Source organism: Streptomyces sp. NPDC015346, assembly GCF_043078785.1.
Classification (GTDB): domain Bacteria; phylum Actinomycetota; class Actinomycetes; order Streptomycetales; family Streptomycetaceae; genus Streptomyces.
In genome coordinates this window covers 53,296-70,073 of the sequence record NZ_JBIBTW010000007.1, presented here as the reverse complement: position 1 = coordinate 70,073, position 16,778 = coordinate 53,296, and the positions used below count along the sequence as shown (strand labels likewise).

16 protein-coding genes are annotated in these 16,778 nt (G+C 72.8%); 10 read left to right on the top strand and 6 right to left on the bottom strand.

Annotation, left to right across the window (positions count from 1 at the left end):
- Positions 1-158: 158 nt before the first annotated feature.
- Both ACF06X_RS24695 and ACF06X_RS24690 read left to right on the top strand, forming a co-directional pair.
- Positions 159-1,562: a hemolysin family protein gene (locus tag ACF06X_RS24695; protein ID WP_392289485.1), complete on the top strand. Its 1,404-nt coding sequence runs from the start codon at positions 159-161 to the stop codon at positions 1,560-1,562.
- Positions 1,559-2,659, top strand: coding sequence for a hemolysin family protein (locus tag ACF06X_RS24690; protein ID WP_392289484.1), 1,101 nt, complete (start codon positions 1,559-1,561; stop codon positions 2,657-2,659). The genes ACF06X_RS24695 and ACF06X_RS24690 overlap by 4 nt, the downstream gene beginning before the upstream one ends.
- A 54-nt stretch (positions 2,660-2,713) precedes the next feature.
- Here the strand turns inward: ACF06X_RS24690 and ACF06X_RS24685 are convergent, their stop codons facing one another.
- Both ACF06X_RS24685 and ACF06X_RS24680 read right to left on the bottom strand, forming a co-directional pair.
- Complete coding sequence (locus ACF06X_RS24685; RefSeq protein ID WP_392289483.1) at positions 2,714-4,630, bottom strand: AAA family ATPase; 1,917 nt, start codon at positions 4,628-4,630, stop codon at positions 2,714-2,716.
- A 365-nt stretch (positions 4,631-4,995) separates the two neighbouring features.
- A complete protein-coding gene (locus tag ACF06X_RS24680; protein ID WP_392289482.1) occupies positions 4,996-5,622 on the bottom strand; it encodes a uridine kinase in 627 nt (208 codons plus the stop codon).
- A gap of 253 nt (positions 5,623-5,875) precedes the next feature.
- On the opposite strand from ACF06X_RS24680, the gene ACF06X_RS24675 reads away from it, so the two are divergent.
- Positions 5,876-7,246, top strand: coding sequence for a peptidase C39 family protein (locus ACF06X_RS24675; RefSeq protein ID WP_392289481.1), 1,371 nt, complete (start codon positions 5,876-5,878; stop codon positions 7,244-7,246).
- Between the two features lie 74 nt (positions 7,247-7,320).
- Positions 7,321-7,467 carry an SCO1431 family membrane protein gene (locus ACF06X_RS24670; protein WP_392289480.1) on the top strand — a complete coding sequence of 49 codons (147 nt, stop codon included), beginning with the start codon at positions 7,321-7,323 and terminating at the stop codon, positions 7,465-7,467.
- Here the strand turns inward: ACF06X_RS24670 and ACF06X_RS24665 are convergent.
- A complete protein-coding gene (locus ACF06X_RS24665) occupies positions 7,445-8,383 on the bottom strand; it encodes a DUF6114 domain-containing protein (protein WP_392289479.1) in 939 nt (312 codons plus the stop codon). The genes ACF06X_RS24670 and ACF06X_RS24665 overlap by 23 nt on opposite strands.
- Entirely contained in the window at positions 8,374-8,988 is a 615-nt protein-coding gene (locus ACF06X_RS24660; protein ID WP_392289478.1) for a DUF6230 family protein, read from the bottom strand. The genes ACF06X_RS24665 and ACF06X_RS24660 overlap by 10 nt, the downstream gene beginning before the upstream one ends.
- Before the next feature lie 66 nt (positions 8,989-9,054).
- Between ACF06X_RS24660 and ACF06X_RS24655 the strand changes: the two genes are divergently transcribed.
- Both ACF06X_RS24655 and ACF06X_RS24650 read left to right on the top strand, forming a co-directional pair.
- The gene (locus ACF06X_RS24655; RefSeq protein WP_392289477.1) at positions 9,055-9,687 is read left to right on the top strand and encodes a TetR/AcrR family transcriptional regulator; all 633 of its coding nucleotides are present in this window, start codon (positions 9,055-9,057) and stop codon (positions 9,685-9,687) included.
- Positions 9,688-9,913: 226 nt separating this feature from the next.
- A complete protein-coding gene (locus tag ACF06X_RS24650) occupies positions 9,914-11,086 on the top strand; it encodes an acyl-CoA dehydrogenase family protein (RefSeq protein ID WP_392289476.1) in 1,173 nt (390 codons plus the stop codon).
- Here ACF06X_RS24650 and ACF06X_RS24645 read toward each other — a convergent pair.
- Positions 11,049-11,321: a hypothetical protein gene (locus ACF06X_RS24645; protein ID WP_392289475.1), complete on the bottom strand. Its 273-nt coding sequence runs from the start codon at positions 11,319-11,321 to the stop codon at positions 11,049-11,051. The two genes, ACF06X_RS24650 and ACF06X_RS24645, sit on opposite strands and share 38 nt — an antisense overlap.
- 256 nt (positions 11,322-11,577) lie before the next feature.
- Between ACF06X_RS24645 and ACF06X_RS24640 the strand changes: the two genes are divergently transcribed.
- Complete coding sequence (locus tag ACF06X_RS24640; RefSeq protein WP_392289474.1) at positions 11,578-12,714, top strand: hypothetical protein; 1,137 nt, start codon at positions 11,578-11,580, stop codon at positions 12,712-12,714.
- A 14-nt stretch (positions 12,715-12,728) separates the two neighbouring features.
- Positions 12,729-13,820, top strand: coding sequence for a phosphotransferase family protein (locus tag ACF06X_RS24635; protein WP_392289473.1), 1,092 nt, complete (start codon positions 12,729-12,731; stop codon positions 13,818-13,820).
- 54 nt (positions 13,821-13,874) lie between these two features.
- On the opposite strand, the gene ACF06X_RS24630 is transcribed toward ACF06X_RS24635, so the two are convergent.
- Positions 13,875-14,243, bottom strand: coding sequence for a hypothetical protein (locus ACF06X_RS24630; protein WP_392289472.1), 369 nt, complete (start codon positions 14,241-14,243; stop codon positions 13,875-13,877).
- A gap of 226 nt (positions 14,244-14,469) precedes the next feature.
- Here ACF06X_RS24630 and ACF06X_RS24625 point away from each other — a divergent pair, with 226 nt between their 5' ends.
- The gene (locus tag ACF06X_RS24625) at positions 14,470-14,910 is read left to right on the top strand and encodes an Lrp/AsnC family transcriptional regulator (protein ID WP_158985307.1); all 441 of its coding nucleotides are present in this window, start codon (positions 14,470-14,472) and stop codon (positions 14,908-14,910) included.
- A 10-nt stretch (positions 14,911-14,920) separates the two neighbouring features.
- On the top strand, positions 14,921-16,543 hold the full coding sequence (locus ACF06X_RS24620) for an amidohydrolase (RefSeq protein WP_392289471.1): 1,623 nt from the start codon (positions 14,921-14,923) through the stop codon (positions 16,541-16,543).
- Positions 16,544-16,778: the final 235 nt, after the last annotated feature.

Genomic DNA, 16,778 nt, shown 5'->3' with positions numbered 1-16,778 from the left:
CTCTGGAGGCGGTGGTGCCGAGCGGCACCACCGCCTCGCGTGTGCGGGGCCGCCGCCGCGGCCCGCGGGGCCACCCTGCGACCCGAGGAGTGACTCCCTCCGGCAATGGACGGATCGTCCGGTAGTACGTGCGCCGCCCCCTCCCCGGAGGCGGCGGCATGATCATCCCTCTTCTGCTGCTCGCCGCGGCCTTCCTGCTGATCCTCGCCAACGGCTTCTTCGTGGCGGCCGAGTTCGGTCTCGTCACCGTGGAACGCGCCGACGCCGAACGGGCCGCGGCCGCCGGCGACCGGCGCGCCCGCAGAGTCGTCAAGGCGCTGCGCGAGCTCTCCTTCCAGCTCTCCGGCACCCAGCTCGGCATCACCCTCACCTCACTCGTCGTCGGCATGCTCGCCGAGCCCGCGCTCGCCCAGCTCCTCGACGGACCCCTGACCGCCACCGGACTGCCCGACGGCGCCGTCTCCGGTATCTCCGTGGTCATCGGAATGCTCCTCGCCTCCGCCGTCCAGATGGTGATCGGCGAACTCGTCCCGAAGAACTGGGCGGTCTCCCGGCCGCTCCAGGTGGCCCGCTTCGTCGCCGGCCCGCAGCACCTCTTCTCCACCGTCTTCCGACCGGTGATCGCCCTGCTGAACACGGTCGCCAACCGGCTCGTACGGCTCCTGGGCGTCGAGCCCACCGAGGTGCTGGACTCCGTCCGTACCCCCGGCGAGCTGGTCTCCCTGGCCCGGCACTCGGCCCGCGCCGGCACGCTGGAACAGGACACGGCCGACCTGTTCGTACGCTCCCTCACGCTGGGCGGACTCACCGCGCAGCACGCCATGACACCGCGGGTGAAGGTGAGCGCCCTCCAGTCGGACGCCACCGCGGCCGACGTCCTCAACCTCACCCGGGCGACCGGCCTGTCGCGCTTCCCCGTGTACCGCGAGCGCATCGACGAGATCGTCGGCATGGTCCACCTCAAGGACGCGCTCGCCGTGCCCCCGCACGAGCGGGCGCGCACCCGCGTCGGACGCATCGCCGTCCCGCCGCTGCTCGTCCCCGAGTCCCTGCCGGCCCACGCGCTCCTGGAACGGCTGCGGCGCGAGCAGCCGATCGCCGTCGTCGTCGACGAGTACGGCGGTACGGCCGGGGTCGTCACCCTGGAGGACATCGTGGAGGAGCTCGTCGGCGAGGTCCGCGACGAGCACGACACCGCCGCCGACGAGCGGCCCGAGCTGGCCGCCGTGGCCGCCGAGGACGGCAACCCGGCCTGGGAGGCCGACGGCTCCTGCCGGGTGCACACCCTGCACCGGATAGGACTCGACGTGCCCGACGGACCGTACGAGACGGTCGCCGGGCTCGTCGCCGACCTCCTGGGGCGCATCCCGGCGCCGGGCGACCGGGCCGAACTCCCCGGCTGGCGGCTGTCGGTCCGCCAGGTGGACCGCCATCGCGCCGAACGCGTACGGATCGTACGGGCGGCCGAGCCGCCCCCTCGTACGACCGAGCCGCCCCGTCGTACGACCGAACTGCCCTCTCGGACGGCCGAGCCGTCGCTCGTCGCGGAGGCGGTCCGATGAGTCTGCTCCCCCTGCTGTTCGCCCTCCTGCTCGTGGTGGCCAACGGCTTCTTCGTCGGGGCCGAGTTCGCGCTCGTCTCCGTGCGCCGCAGCCAGATCGAACCGCTCGGCTCCAAGCGGGCCGCACAGGTGCTGTACGGCCTCGAGAACCTGCCGCGGATGATGGCGGCGGCCCAGTTCGGCATCACCGTCTGCTCGTTGACCCTCGGCGCGGTCGCCGAGCCGACCGTCGCCGCCCTCCTCGAACCGGTCTTCCACGCCGTACGGGTGCCGGAGGGTCTTATCCACCCCCTGGGGTACGTCGTGGCGCTGGCCGCGGTCGTCTTCCTGCATCTCGTCATCGGCGAGATGGTCCCGAAGAACCTCGCGATGGCGGCGCCGGAGCGGACCGCGCTGCTGCTCGGCCCCGGCCTCGTCGGCTTCGCCCGGCTCTGCCGGCCCGTGACCACCGCGCTGGGCGCGTGCGCCCGGCTGGTGCTGCGAGCCTTCGGAGTGGAATCGAAGGACGAGGTGGAGGCCGTCTACACCAGTGCGCAGCTCGGCCGGCTCGTCGAGGACGCCGGGCAGGCGGGGCTGCTCGACCCGGGCGAGCAGGAGCGCCTGGAGGACGTCCTCGAACTGGGCAGCCGCCCGGTGACGGACGTCCTCATAGGCCGGTCGGCCCTGGTGACGGTCACGCCGGCCGTCACCCCGCGCGAGATCGAGGAGCTCACCGTCCGCACCGGCTACTCCCGGTTCCCGGTCTGCGCCGAGGGGGCCGGCGCGGGCGGCACCTTCATGGGCTTCGTGCACGTCAAGGACGTCCTCGATCTGGAGGAGCGGGAACGGGCGGTGCCGCAGCAGCTGTGGCGCCCGATGGCGACGCTCCGCGCCGAGCTGCCGCTCGACGACGCCCTCACCGTGATGCGCCGCGCGGCCACCCACCTCGCCCAGGTCGCGGACGGCTCGGGGCGGGTCCTCGGCCTCGTCGCGCTGGAGGACGTCCTGGAGAAGCTGGTCGGCGAGGTCCGCGACCCCGCGCACCGCACCGACGCGCTCACCGCCCTCCCGCCGAGCGAGGTCCTTCCCCAGCAGGCGTCCCAGGCCCTGGCCCGCTGAGGGGATCGCTCCTCCTCCGCCGGTCCACCGGCGGAGGAGGAGCGATCCCGGGTGTCAGAGTCCCGGCGGCTCCTGGGAGCGCCGGGCGGACGGGCCGCGGCCCGAGAGGACCTCGCCGTAGGCCTGCATGAGGTCGGCGAGGCGCAGCGTGGCCAGGTCCTCGCGCGAGGGCGTGCCCGGGTAGCCGGAGAGGCGCAGATCCCGGTAGGCGCAGGACTTCTCGTACAACGTGCGCAGGAAACGGCCGTTGCCGAGCTCGTCGATCCAGCCCTGGTCGACGACATGGCCGCTGATCGAGCGGAGTTCCTCCAGCGCCTCCTCGTCCCAGCCGTCCCCGTTCGCCGCGGCGAGCACCTCGCCGATCGAGGTGAGCTCCAGCGGGCGGTACGACGGGAAGTCGACGCGGGTCGTGAAGCGGGAGGAGAGCCCGGGGTTGGCGGCGAGCAGCCGGTCCATGCCCTCCGGATAGCCGGCCAGGATCACCACCAGGTGGTCGCGGTTGTCCTCCGCGCGCTTGAGCAGCACCTGGAGCGCCTCGTCGCCGTACGCGTCGCCCTTGCTGTAACCGGTGTTGGAGAGGGAGTACGCCTCGTCCACGAAGAGGACGCCGCCGATCGCGGAGTCGATCAGTTCGTTCGCCTTGACGGCGGTCTGGCCGAGGAACTCGCCGACGAGATCGGCCCGTTGGGCCTCGACGAGATGGTCGCCGCCGAGCAGGCCGAGCGCGTAGAACACCCGGCCGAGGATCCGGGCGACGGTGGTCTTCCCGGTGCCGGAGGGACCGGAGAAGACAAAGTGACGTTTCGGCGGCTGGACGGGAAGACCCTGTCCGGCCCGCAGACGGGCCATCTCCAGCTGCGCCGACAATGCTTTGACCTGGCGTTTCACCGGCTCCATCCCGACCATGCGCTCCAGTTCGGCGAGCGCTTCGGCGAGCAGGGCGGGGTCGGTGGGGCTGGCGGGGAAGCGCGGGGGAGCGGGCTGGCGGGGGACGGCTGCCTTCTGGCGTACCGCGTCCGGTGGCGGGGGCGGGCCGGCGGGCGAGGCCGGGACGGTGGGCGCGGTCGGCGGCGCGGGCTCCGTGCCCAGCCGCAGGCCGTCCACGACCGGTCCTTCGAGATCGCCCTGGGCCGCGTCGACCGTGTCCTGACCGGCGCCGCTCAGGGCGACCGAGGCGAGCCCGGCCGGATCCTCCGGCCCCTCGAAACCGTCGTACTCGGCGATGGCGGCCAGCCGGGCGGCCGTGTCCATGAACGCCGGATCGATCCGGTGCACCGCCCGGTAGAGCGGCAGGGCGGCGGCGCTGCGCCCGGTGCCCTCGTGCGCCCTGGCCAGCCAGTAGCGCAGCTCCTTGCGCTGGGGCTGTTCGCTCCGGCAGCGCATCAGCGCCGCCGAGAGCAGCGGCTCCGCCTGGCCGTACATCTCCAGGCGGACCCGGGCCATCCCGCCGAAGAGTCCGGCCTCGATCCCGAGCAGCGGATCGTCCACCAGCGGCTCCGTGTGCCGTACCAGCTGCTCCCAGTCCTTGACGAGATAGGAGCGGCAGGCGTGCAGGAAGCGGACCTGCGGGTCGGTGTCGACCGGCGGCAGCCCCGCCAACGCCCGGTCGAGCTCGGGCACATGGCGCCCGTCCAGCCAGTGCGAGGCGTGGGCGAGCAGCAGATCGCGCGGGCTCTCCAGGACGGGCTGGACCCACCAGCCCAGCCAGTACCAGGAGTTCAGTGTCCTGCGGTACCGGGTGCGCTGTTCGCCGAACCGGTCGCGATTGCGGTACATCCGCAGCAGCGCCGTGGTGGTGTCCACGCGCAGCGCGTGCAGCCCGAGCCAGGCATCCGCCATGCCGGGATCGACGCGTACCGCGGTCCGGAACTCTTCCTCGGCCTGCGGGTAGGCGCCCATCGTGTAGGCGTCCACCCCCCGCAGCCAGGCGAGTTCGGCAGGGGTCTGTCCGCCCTGCGTGCCGATGTCCATCGGGTCCCCCACAAAACGTGCCCCCGTTGCTGTCCCGGCGGGCGGGCGCCCGCCGGAAGCCGTACAGAACCGCCTTCTCGCGGACGGGATATGACCCCACCGAGGGGCATCGTACCTGCGCAGAGGGGGCGCGACGAAGGAGAAGCGCATGATCCGGCGGCGGTGACCCTGGGTGAGCGCCAGGGGTTCGCGGCGGGCCGGTGAAGGGGCTGATCGGGGCAGAACGAAGCCCCCGATCACGGGGGAACAACCGGGGGCTTCGTGTCCGCGGCGGCTCCGAAAAGCCGCACATTGAGAACGTAAGACCTGTACGCCCCTTGGGTCAAGCGGAGTTGAGGCACTTGCGGACGTCGAGTTTCGGCTGCTCAGATCACCCGTCGATCGCCGTCACGATCCGTGATGATCTGGTTCGGGCCTGCTGTCACTGAGGGCCCGGGAAGCCACTCGTACCCCTCCGGACACTCCCGCACCAGGGCGTCGGCGAAGGGCCGTGAAGGGTCCGCGGCGAAATGGCGCGTCTCCGCCACCGTCCAGCCGTCCCAGAAGGCCGACTGGGCCGGTCCGTCCCGGTGCCGCCCGCGTGCCCAGGACTCCTCGGGCCCCCGCTCCATCCAGAGCAGCGCGGCGAGATGGGGACGCAGTGCCCGGCGCCCCGCCCCCACGCCCTCGACGAGCACGACCGGCGCCGGGGGCAGCTCCCGCGGCGGCCCGAAGGTCCGCAGATTCCAGTCGTACGGGTGATAGCGCGCGACCTCGCCCCGCGCGAGGGGCTCGATCACCTGCGTCCGCATCCGCTCCGTCCACCCGAAGAGCTCCTCGTGGCTGGCGAGGTCGTCGAGATGGAGCACGGGCGCGATCAGCCGGGCGGCGAGCCGCGCGGCGAAGGTCGACTTTCCCGAGCCCGCGTGCCCGTCCACCGCGATCAGCCGGACCGGCCCGCAGGACGGCGGCCGGTGGCGCAGCGCGTCGGCGGCGCGGTCGAGGGAGTGCATGGACTCCAGCCTAGAGGGCGTGAGGGCGCCCTTGGAGCGTGGTCCGGCCGTCACCGGTCGAGACCAATATTGGTCGCTCGACGCGAGACGAATCGCTGGCAGAAGCGCTGCGCGAGCCGCGATAGTGAGCACGCCCGGGCACCGCTCCACCCCACCGCTCCACCCCACTGCTCCGCCCGTTCCGCCGCGCCCGGCAACGCCTGCCGGCCCGCTGCCGCCTGTCCGCCTGCCGTCCGACTGGGGGTCACCGCCCATGACCAGTTCCACCCCGCGCAGAACCGTCCTCGCCGCCGCCCTCGCGGCCGCCGCCGGTACGGCCGCGGCCTCCACCGCCCCAGCCGCCGCCCGGCCCCGGGCCGACGCGGGCCCGGAGGCGGGCACCGCCGCCGCGTCCGGTCTCGTCGACAACCGCTTCTGGACCTCGTACACCGACTGGCGCTGCGGCTCCTCCGCCGGGACCCGGGCCGTCGCCGGCCACCGGCCAGGCCTGGTGATCGCCGCCCCCGCCGGCCGCCTCGACTATGCCGACCCGCACACCGGCCGCACCTCCACCTGGGATTACGCGACCTGGACCTCCCCGGTGCACACCTCCACCGTGCCCGCCACCGAGGTCATCGCCTCCTGGAACGCCGACACCCCGGCCGGCACCTGGATCGCGATCGAGCTGCGCGGCACCTATAACGACGCCACCACCACCCCCTGGTTCGTGATGGGCCGCTGGGCGTCCGGCGACGGTGACATCCGCCGTACCTCGGTCGACGACCAGAACGACGGCAAGTCCTCCGTCTGGACCGACACCCTCTCCGTCGACGACACCACGAGCGGCCTGCGGCTCGTCTCGTACCAGCTGCGCCTGACGCTCCACCGGACGCCGGGCACCGCTCTCACCCCGACCGTGTGGCGGGTGGGCGCGATGGCGTCCGACATCCCGGACCGGTTCACCGTGCCCGCCTCGGTGCCCGGCCTCGACCGCGAGCTGACCGTCCCGCGCTACTCGCAGAACACCCACGTCGGCCAGTACCCGGAGTACGACAACGGCGGCGAGGCGTGGTGCAGTCCGACCTCCTCGCAGATGATCATCGAGTACTGGGGCCGCCGCCCGACCCCGGAGCAGCTCGCCTGGGTGAACCCGGCCTTCGCCGACCCCCAGGTCTGCCACGCGGCCCGCTTCACCTTCGATCACCAGTACGAGGGCTGCGGCAACTGGCCCTTCAACGCCGCCTACGCGGCCACCTACCCGGACATGAACGCCGTGGTCACCCGGCTCGGCTCCCTCACGGACCTGGAGACCCTGATCCGGGCCGGCATTCCCGCCATCACGTCCCAGTCCTTCCACAAGGAGGAGCTGACCGGCGCCGGCTACGGCACCGCGGGCCACCTGATGACCGTCATCGGCTTCACCCCGGACGGCGACGTGATCGCCAACGACCCCGCCTCCCCCAGCAACGAGGCCGTGCGCCGGGTCTACCGGCGGCGCGAGTGGGAGAACATCTGGCTCCGCACCAAGCGGTACAACGCGAGTGGGAAAGTGGTCTCCGGCACAGGAGGCGTCTGCTACCTCTACTTCCCCGACCGCCCGACACCCGCCCAGCGCAAGGCCTTGGCGGCCGTCGGCGTCCGCTGACGCGCCGGCCCGGCCCCGGGTGCCGTGACGAACGTCTCTACCCGGGGCCGCCTCGCGCTGGCACTGTGGTGGCCATGACCGCCACCACCCACTCCGCCGCCCGTTCCCGTGCCCGCACCGGCGGCCCCGAGGACAGGGGCCCGAAGGTGCTCGAGCACGTCCTCGGCTGGACCCTGGTCGTCGTCCTCGCCATGTTCGTCACCCAGGTCGGCCTGATGTGAGCGGAGCGTCCGGTGTGGCCGCCAGCCGCAGGCCGTCCGCCTCGATGACGTCCGAGGTGACCAGGGCCTGCTCGGCGCTGACGTCGGTCATGTAGACGAAGGGCGGCACGACCGGAGGCACCGGCAGGCCGTCCGGCGTGAAGGTCAGGCAGAGCAGCCCCTGCAGGCAGCCGCTGAACCTCGTCAGATAGAGCGTGACGTGACCGCTCAGATCGAGGGAGTCGGCGCCCAGCGTCAGCTCCTCGCCGCCGTCGCGGGTCCGCATCCGGTAGTCGGAGAGCGAGGCCGAGCGCATCGTGAGGACCATGACCTTCAGCGGTCCGCCGGCGGTCGGCACGGTCCGTACCCCGGCGAGGGTGAAGCCGTCCGGGGCGAACCGCGTGGTGGTGACCGTCGGGGGAGTGGCGACTGCGTCCGGTGCCGGGGCGGCGTGCGTCTCGCCCGGCCGGACGCCGAGCCCGAGCAGCAGCACCACCGGTAGAGCTCCGGCGAGCGCCTTCGTCCCGCCGCCGGTACGAGGGGCGTCCTCGCCGCTCGCCGGAGTCCAGCCGAAGCCCATCGCGCTGCCCAGGATCCCGAGGCCCATGCCGATCAGGAACCCGCCGAGGTTGGTCGCGGCGAAGGAGAGGACGGACAGGATCAGGGCGTGCACCGAGACGTAGTGGTGGGTGTGCGGCAGGAACCAGAGGAACAGCCCGGCGGCGACAAGCGCCAGACCGATCCCGATCGCCGCGATGCCGCCGATCCCCAGACTGACCAGGACGGTGAGCGGCGAGAGCGGGACGAGCAGCAGCTCGGCGCCGCCGAGCAGCAGGAGAAGGCCGGCCCAGAAGGGCCGGGCGCGCCGCCAGTCCCGCCAGGCCCGCCGGCGCCGCCGCAGCGCGGCGCCGGTGTCCCCGGCCGGGTTCAGAAGCACTTCTCGCCGCCGATGCTCACATCGAGCTTCATCCCCTTCAGCCGGAAGTCGCCGCCCGTCGCCGACCAGGCGTGCGACCTCACCCCGACGACCTCGATGTCCCCGGCCTGGAGCCCGAACTTGCCCCTGGGCCCCCGCACGCCCGGCACCTCGTCGAGGGTGGAGGCGTCACGCCCTATCTGGGCGGTGCCGAAGCGGGCGTCGCCGCTCAGGTCCTCGCCGTCGATGACCAGGTTCCTGGCGGTGACCTCTCCGGCCTCGCCGCCCGCGGTGAGCTTGAAGACGACCTTGCCGACCGGGGTGTCCACCTCGGCGGCCTGGCAGATGTCGCTGAGCCGGGCGTTCCCGATGCCGAGCAGCGCGACCGGATGACCGCGGCCGTCGGCGGAGCGGTCGGTGTGCACGTAGGAGGCGAGCCCCTGGCTGGTCAGCTTTCCGGAGGCGACCTGGAAGCTGGTGCCGGAGACGGCGAAGGACGCGGCGAGCGCCCCCTCGGCCATCGCGGAGGCCATGACGCCGACCACGAGGACGGCGGGCACGCCGATCACCGCGGTCCTCTTCCAGGACGTTCTCCCGGGCTTCGACACCCGTACCGATCCGCGCATTTCGACCTCCTGAAGGTCTGCCATACTGCGGGCACTGTCCGTGGAAGTCGGAGACTAGGGCGCAATTTGAATAATAGTCAACAGCGCGGAACGACCGAACGATCCCAGGCCCGGCGCTCCGAACTCATCGCGACTGGCCGGAAGTTGTTCGCCGACACCTCGTACGACGCGCTCTCCATGGACGACATCGCCCAGCACGCCGGGGTCGCCAAGGGATTGATCTACTACTACTTCAAGAGCAAACGCGGCTACTACCTGGCGATCGTCGAGGAGTCCGTCTCGGACCTCGTGGCACGGGCCGCCTCCGACACGGAGCTCCCGCGCCGGGAACGGGTGGAACGCACGATCGACGGCTACCTCCGCTACGCCGAGCACCACCAGGCGGCCTACCGCACGATCGTGACCGGCGGCGTCGGCTTCGACACCGAGGTCCAGGCGATCCGGGACTCCGTGCGCGAGGAGCTGATCGCCACCATCGCGGAGGGCGCCTACGGCCGGCGCGACGTCCCGCGTACGGCGCGCCTCGCCCTCCTCGGCTGGCTGAGCGCCGTCGAGGGCATCACCCTGGAGTGGATCACCGACCTGGAGCCGGACCGGAAGGCCGTCCGGTCCCTGCTGGTGGGCCTGCTGCGCGGCACCCTCGCGACGATCGAGGAGCACGTCCCGGAGTGCCCCGCCCCGAAGACGGACGACGTCTGAGCGGAGACCGATCGAGCGGCCTGCCGGTCGCGCACCGGCCCGTCACATGACCGGCGGACGTGTGACCGGGGCCCGCCGAATGGGCATACTCCCTGCGCCACGGGCGTCGGGCGCCCCCTCGCGCGACCCGCCGGGGGAGCATCGGCGCAGCGTGTGCGTACCGGCGGAGCCGCCCGACCCCTGGCGCGCGCCGCCGCAGCGCCCGACAGGGAAGGAGTGCGCCACCATGCCCGACCGCGCCCCGCAGACCGTGGAACGCCGGCTGCCCACCGAGGAGGCCAGGGAACTGCTCACCCTGGTCCGCGACATCGCCGAGCGGGAGATCGCACCGCGCGCCGCCGAGGAGGAGGAAGCGGGCCGCTTCCCCCGGGAGCTCTTCTCGCTGCTCTCCACGTCCGGTCTGCTCGGCCTTCCGTACGACTCCGAGTACGGCGGCGGCGACCAGCCCTACGCCGTCTACCTGCAGGTGCTCGAAGAGCTCGCCGCCGCCCGTCTCACCGTCGGCCTCGGCGTCAGCGTCCACACCCTGTCCTGCCACGCGCTGGCCGGCTTCGGGACCAAGGAGCAGCGGGCCGCCCATCTGCCGGCCATGCTCGGCGGCGGTCTCCTCGGCGCGTACTGCCTCTCGGAACCGGCCTCCGGTTCCGACGCGGCCTCGCTGCGGACGAAGGCGGTCCGGGAGGGCGACGACTGGGTGCTGACCGGCACCAAGGCGTGGATCACCCACGGCGGGATCGCCGACTTCTGCACGGTCATGGCGCGGACCGGCGGCGAAGGGCCCAAGGGGATCACCGCGTTCCTCGTCCCGGGCGACGCCGAGGGGCTGAGCGCGGCCGCGCCCGAGCGGAAGATGGGCATGAAGGGCTCGCCCACCGCGCAAATTCACTTCGACGGGGTACGGATCCCGGACGCGCGGCGCATCGGCGAGGAGGGTCAGGGCTTCGCCATCGCGCTCTCCGCCCTGGACTCCGGGCGCCTCGGGATCGCGGCCTGCGCGGTGGGGCTCGCGCAGGCGGCCCTGGGCCAAGCCGTGGAATACGCCCGTGAGCGCCGGCAGTTCGGCCGGCCGATCGCCGACTTCCAGGGGCTGCGCTTCCTGCTGGCGGACATGGCGACCCGGATCGAGGCGGGCCGGGCGCTGTACCTGGAGGCGGCGCGGCTGCGCGACGAGGGCCTCCCCTTCGGCCGGCAGGCGGCGATGGCGAAGCTCTTCTGCACGGACGCGGCCATGCAGGTCACCACGGACGCGGTCCAGGTGCTCGGCGGGTACGGGTACACCGCGGACTTCCCCGTGGAGCGCTACATGCGCGAGGCGAAGATGCTGCAGATCGTCGAGGGCACCAATCAGATCCAGCGGATGGTCATCGCACGTCACCTCGTCGGACCAGAGTCCCGCTGACCCCGCTCACGCGCACGGTCCGGTCGGCCCACACGGGCGCCGCGATCAGCATGTTCCACTCGTGGTCGGCGCGGCCCGGCAGGAAGCGGCCGTGGCTCGCCCACTGGTTCAGCAGCGCCTTGTAGATGGGCGGGTCGGCGAGGTGCGGCGCCTGGTGCGGAACCGATTCTTCAAGCCGCGGCTCGGCGAGTCGCCGCCGTCCGCTGCCGACAGGGGTGGTGTACAGCGAGGTCATGCCTGCTCCAACGCGACCCGCCGGGCCGGGGTCACCGCCGGACGCATTCGAGCGGCAGTTCGGCACTTACCCGGAGGCTCCGGCCGGAAGCATCCGTAACCCGGAGGTGTCCGCCGCCCCGAGCGTCCGTCGCCCCGAGCGTCCGTCGCCCCGAGCGTCCGCCTCCCCCCGCGGGATCCGCTTCACGCACGGCTCTGGTCTCCCGCGCCATCCCTGACGTACCGTCAATTCCCGCTCGCCGACCAGGAGGTCAGCCATGTCGTTGGACCGGCACGTCGACGACCGGCCCGTCGCGCTCGACGAATACCCCGTGCACCAGGCGCCGCTCTCGATGAAGCACCACGTCAGCGGAGACCGCAACGTCTACGACCGGTGCATCTTCCACGTCTTCGACCACCACGGCCGCGCCCTGCTGATCGCCGGGCTCGGCGTCTACCCCAACACCGGCGTCATCGACGCCTACGCCACCCTCCGCACCGGCGACCGCCTCCACGCCGTCCGAGCCTCCGACGCCCTCGGCGACGACCGGACGAACCTCGCCGTCGGCCCCCTGCGCATCACCGTCGACACGCCCCTGAAGTCGCTCACCCTGCACTGCGACCCCGACCCCGGCGACCCCGACGGGCTCTCCTTCGACCTCACCTGGACCGGGGACTTCCCCGCCGTCTGGGAACCGCACCACATCCAGCGCCGCGGCGACCGGCTCACCCTCGAAGGACGCCGGTTCGTCCAGGCCGGGCGGTGCGCCGGCACCATCCGGGCCGGCGGCGAGGAGTTCGCCGTGACCCCGGGGGAGTGGACCGGCACCCGCGACCGCAGCTGGGGCGTCCGCCCGATCCCCGGTGAACAGGACGGCCGCGCCGACGAGTTCCGGCCCGAGGGCTTCCACTGGCTCTGGATCCCGATGCGCTTCGACGACCGCTTCCTCATGGTCGTCACCCAGGAGGACGCCGACGGCTACCGCACGCTCAACGAAGCCCTGCTGGTACGCAACGGCCGGCGCGACACCCAGCTCGGCTGGCCCCGCACCGACATCACGTACCGCCCCGGCACCCGCCACCCCGAGCGCGCCGTCGTCCACCTCACCGACCCGGCCGGCAAACCCCTGGAGGTCGGCGTCGAGATCCTCGCCTCCTCCCCGCTCGCCGTCGGCGCCGGCTACCCGCCCGCCACCGACTGGCAGCACGGCACCTGGCAGGGCCGCGACTGGACCGACCGCAGGGTCTACGACCTGTCCGACCCCGCCGCCCACCCCATGGCCGCCTATGGCGTCACCGACCACGCCGCCCGCTTCACCCTCGACGGCCGCACCGGCCACGGGATCTTCGAGCACGGCTCCTTCGGCCGCCACGACCCGAGCGGCTTCGCCGACCACACCTCCACCGCGCAGTAGAGGAGTCCGGACCCATGGCCACCGCGCCCCGCCCCCGCACCTCCACCCGCGACCCCGAGGAGCTCGGCCGGCGCCTGACCCGCTGGCTCGACCCCCGCCTGCCCGGCGCGCGCGTCCGTGACCTCACCGTCCCCGCGTCCAACGGCATGTCCAGCGAGACCCTGCTCTTCGACCTCGACCATCCCGACGCGCCCGTGCGCGGCTGCGCCCTGCGGCTGGCCGCCGACCCCGCCGCGTACACGATCTTCCCCGTCTACGACATGGAGCGGCAGCACCGGGTCATGCGCCTCGTCGCGGAGCACACCGACATCCCCGTGCCCCGTGTTCTGTGGCTGGAGCCGGACCCGGCGCCGCTCGGCGCGCCCTTCTTCGTGATGGCCCGCGCCGAGGGCCGTGTCCCGCCGGACGTCATGCCCTACACGTACGAGGGGAACTGGCTGCACTCCGCCACGGACGCCCAACGCGCCCGTCTGGAGGCTGAGTCCGTCTCCGTGCTCGCCCGGCTGCACGACCAGTTCCCGCCCAAGGAGGCCGAGTTCCTCCTCCCCGAGGGGGCCGGAAGCCCGCTGCGTCGCCATGTCGACGCCCAACGCGCCTACTACGCCTGGGTGGTGAAGGATCTCGCGCCCTCGCCGCTGATCGAGTCCGCCTTCGCGTGGCTGGCGGACCACTGGCCCGCGGACGAAGGCCCCGCCGTCCTCAACTGGGGCGACGCGCGCATCGGCAACATCGTCTACGACGGATTCGAACCCGCCGCCGTCCTCGACTGGGAGATGGCCGCGTACGCCCCCCGCGAAGTCGACCTCGGCTGGACCGTCTACCTGCACCGCTTCTTCCAGGACCTGACCGTGAGCTTCGGCCAGCCCGGGCTGCCCCGCTTCCTGCGCCGGGACGCGATCGAGCGGCGCTACGCCGGTCTCACCGGGCACACGCCGCGCGACATGGAGTTCCACACCCTCTACGCGGCGCTGCGGCACGCGATCGTGATGCTCAGGGTCGCGTACCGCCAGGCGCACTTCGGAGAGGTCGAGGTGCCCGAGAACCCGGACAGCCTGATCCTGCACCACGCCACGCTCGCGGCGATGGTGCGCGGCGACTACTGGTGAAGGCGAAGGTGAGGGCGAAGGCGGCGGAGGCGGACCGGTCCCGGCGGGACGGGCTCAGGCCGCGCGCCGCATCTGCGGCACCTTGATCGGACGCGAGCCCGGACCGCCCACGTGCGAGAAGGGCTGCGTGCGCCAGTCGAGGCCCTGAGGAAGGGTCAGCAGGAGCGCCGTGTCCTGCTCCTGGACCTCCAGGGTCTCGTCCGCCGGGCTCGCGTCGGAGGCCGCCCGGCCGGTGCCGGAGCAGACCGTCAGGACGAACGGGTTCCACGGAGTCGGGCAGAGGGCGTGCTCCGGCAGTACGTCCTCGTCGGCGAGCAGCGCGATCGGCTGCACGCAGTCCGGGCAGATGACCCGGTACATCTCAAAGGTGTCGTACGCGTCGAGCTCGTCGGCCGCCTCGACCGAATCAACAGGCTCCTGCATGGAGAATCTCCCCCTCGGGTGGGTCGACCAAGTACGTATGGCCTCGACCAAAACAAGCAATTCCCATGCGGGCGGTCGTATAACCGTGAGGTCTCGTCCGACCCCGGTCGCAAACCTGTGGCGTTCGTCACATGCCGCTCGCAGGTGCCCCGCGGATGCCCATAGACGGCCAAAGAGGCGGCTCCCCGGCTGTGCCGATGGACCGCCTGGGCAATAGGTTGACCGCATGGAGGAGCTGGATCGTCAGATCGTCGAGTTGCTGGTCAGGGACGGGCGCATGAGCTACACCGACCTGGGCAAGGCCACCGGCCTGTCCACGTCGGCCGTGCATCAGCGCGTCCGCCGTCTGGAGCAGCGCGGGGTCATCCGCGGCTATGCCGCCGTCGTCGACCCGGAGGCCGTCGGGCTGCCGCTGACCGCCTTCATCTCGGTCAAACCCTTCGACCCGAGCGCCCCGGACGACACTCCGGACCGGCTCGCGGACATCCCGGAGATCGAGGCCTGCCACAGCGTCGCCGGCGAGGAGAACTACATCCTCAAGGTGCGCGTCGCCACCCCGCTGGAGCTGGAACACCTGCTCAGCCGCATCCGCTCGCAGGCGGGCGTCTCCAGCCGGACCACGGTCGTCCTGTCGACCCCGTACGAAGCCCGGCCGCCGCGTATCTAGGCTGGTCACCATGGTCACCGAGTACGAACACCGCACCGTGCTGCTGCGCGGTGGAGACGTCCACAGCCCCGCCGACCCCTTCGCCACCGCCATGGTGGTGGAGCGCGGGCACGTGGCCTGGGTCGGTTCGGAGGGGGCGGCCGACGCCTTCGCCTCCGGTGTCGACGAGGTGATCGACCTCGAAGGCGCCCTGGTCACCCCCGCGTTCGTCGACGCGCACGTGCACACCACCGCCACCGGCCTCGCCCTGACCGGCCTCGACCTCTCCGCCGCCGCCTCGCTCGCCGAGGCCGCCGAGTGGATCCGCGCCCACGCCGCCGCCCGCCCCGACGACCGGATCCTGATCGGGCACGGCTGGGACGCCTCCCGCTGGCCCGAGCGCCGGGCGCCGCGCCGCGAGGAGCTGGACGCCCTCACCGGCGGCCGTCCCCTCTACCTCACCCGGATCGACGTCCACTCGGCCGTCGTCACCACCGCGCTGCTCGACCTCGTACCGGGCATCCGCGACCTCGCCGGCTTCCGCGACGGCGAACCGCTGACCGGCGACGCCCACCACGCCGTCCGCGCCGCCGCCTACGCGGCGATCTCGCCCGCCCAGCGCACTGAGGCCCAGCGCGCCGCCCGCGCCCACGCCGCCTCGCTCGGCATCGGCACGCTCCACGAGTGCGGCGGACCGGAGATCTCCTCCGAGGACGACTTCACCGGCCTCCTCGATCTCGCCCGCGACGAGCCAGGGCCGCGCGTCGTCGGCTACTGGGCCGACCTCGACGTCGCCCGGGCCCGCGACCTCGGCGCGGTCGGCGCGGCCGGCGACCTCTTCGCCGACGGCTCGCTCGGCTCGCACACCGCCTGCCTCCACGAGGCCTACGCCGACCACGCCGACGCCGCCCACACCGGGATCGCCCACCTCGACGCCCCGACCGTCGCGCGCCATGTCGTGGCCTGCACCGAGGCCGGCCTCCAGGCCGGGTTCCACGCCATCGGCGACGCGGCCGTCACCGCCGTCGTCGAGGGCGTCCGCGCCGCCGCCGAGAAGCTCGGCCTCGCCCGGATCCGGGCCGCGCGGCACCGCGTCGAGCACGCCGAGATGCTCACCCCCGAGACGATCGCCGCCTTCGCCGAACTGGGCCTCACCGCCTCCGTCCAGCCCGCCTTCGACGCGGCCTGGGGCGGCGAGGACGGCATGTACGCCGAACGCCTCGGCGCCGAGCGCGCCCGCACCCTCAACCCGTACGCCGCCCTGCTCCGCGCCGGAGTGCCGCTGGCCTTCGGCTCGGACAGCCCGGTCACCCCGCTGGACCCCTGGGGCACGATCCGCGCCGCCGCCTTCCACCGCACCCCCGAGCACCGGATCTCCGTCCGCGCCGCCTTCACCGCGCACACCCGGGGCGGCTGGCGGGCCGCCGGCCGCGACGACGCGGGCACGCTCGTCCCCGGAGCCCCCGCCGACTTCGCGATCTGGCGCACCGACGAGCTCGTGGTCCAGGCCCCCGACGACCGGGTGGCCCGCTGGTCGACCGACCCGCGCTCCGGAACGCCCGGTCTGCCCGATCTGACCCCCGGGCGCGAACTCCCCGTCTGCCTGCGGACGGTGGTCTTCGGACAAACGGTCTTCGTGCGACCGAACGAGTGACGTAGGGACATTTCGTACCGCCGATCGATGATCAACCGGCTCGTTCACGACCTGCGGAGCTTCCCCACTGACCTGGCAGTATCGGGCATCTTCGCAGGTCGAAGGGGTGTTGACAGCGAGCCGCCACCGGCCGGTAGGTTCGGCGCGTCCACCACACGACGTCCGACCGGTATTCAAACCTCCACGCAGTCGTCGAACGCCGCTGGGTCAAGGAATGGTGTGCCGCACCGGCTCA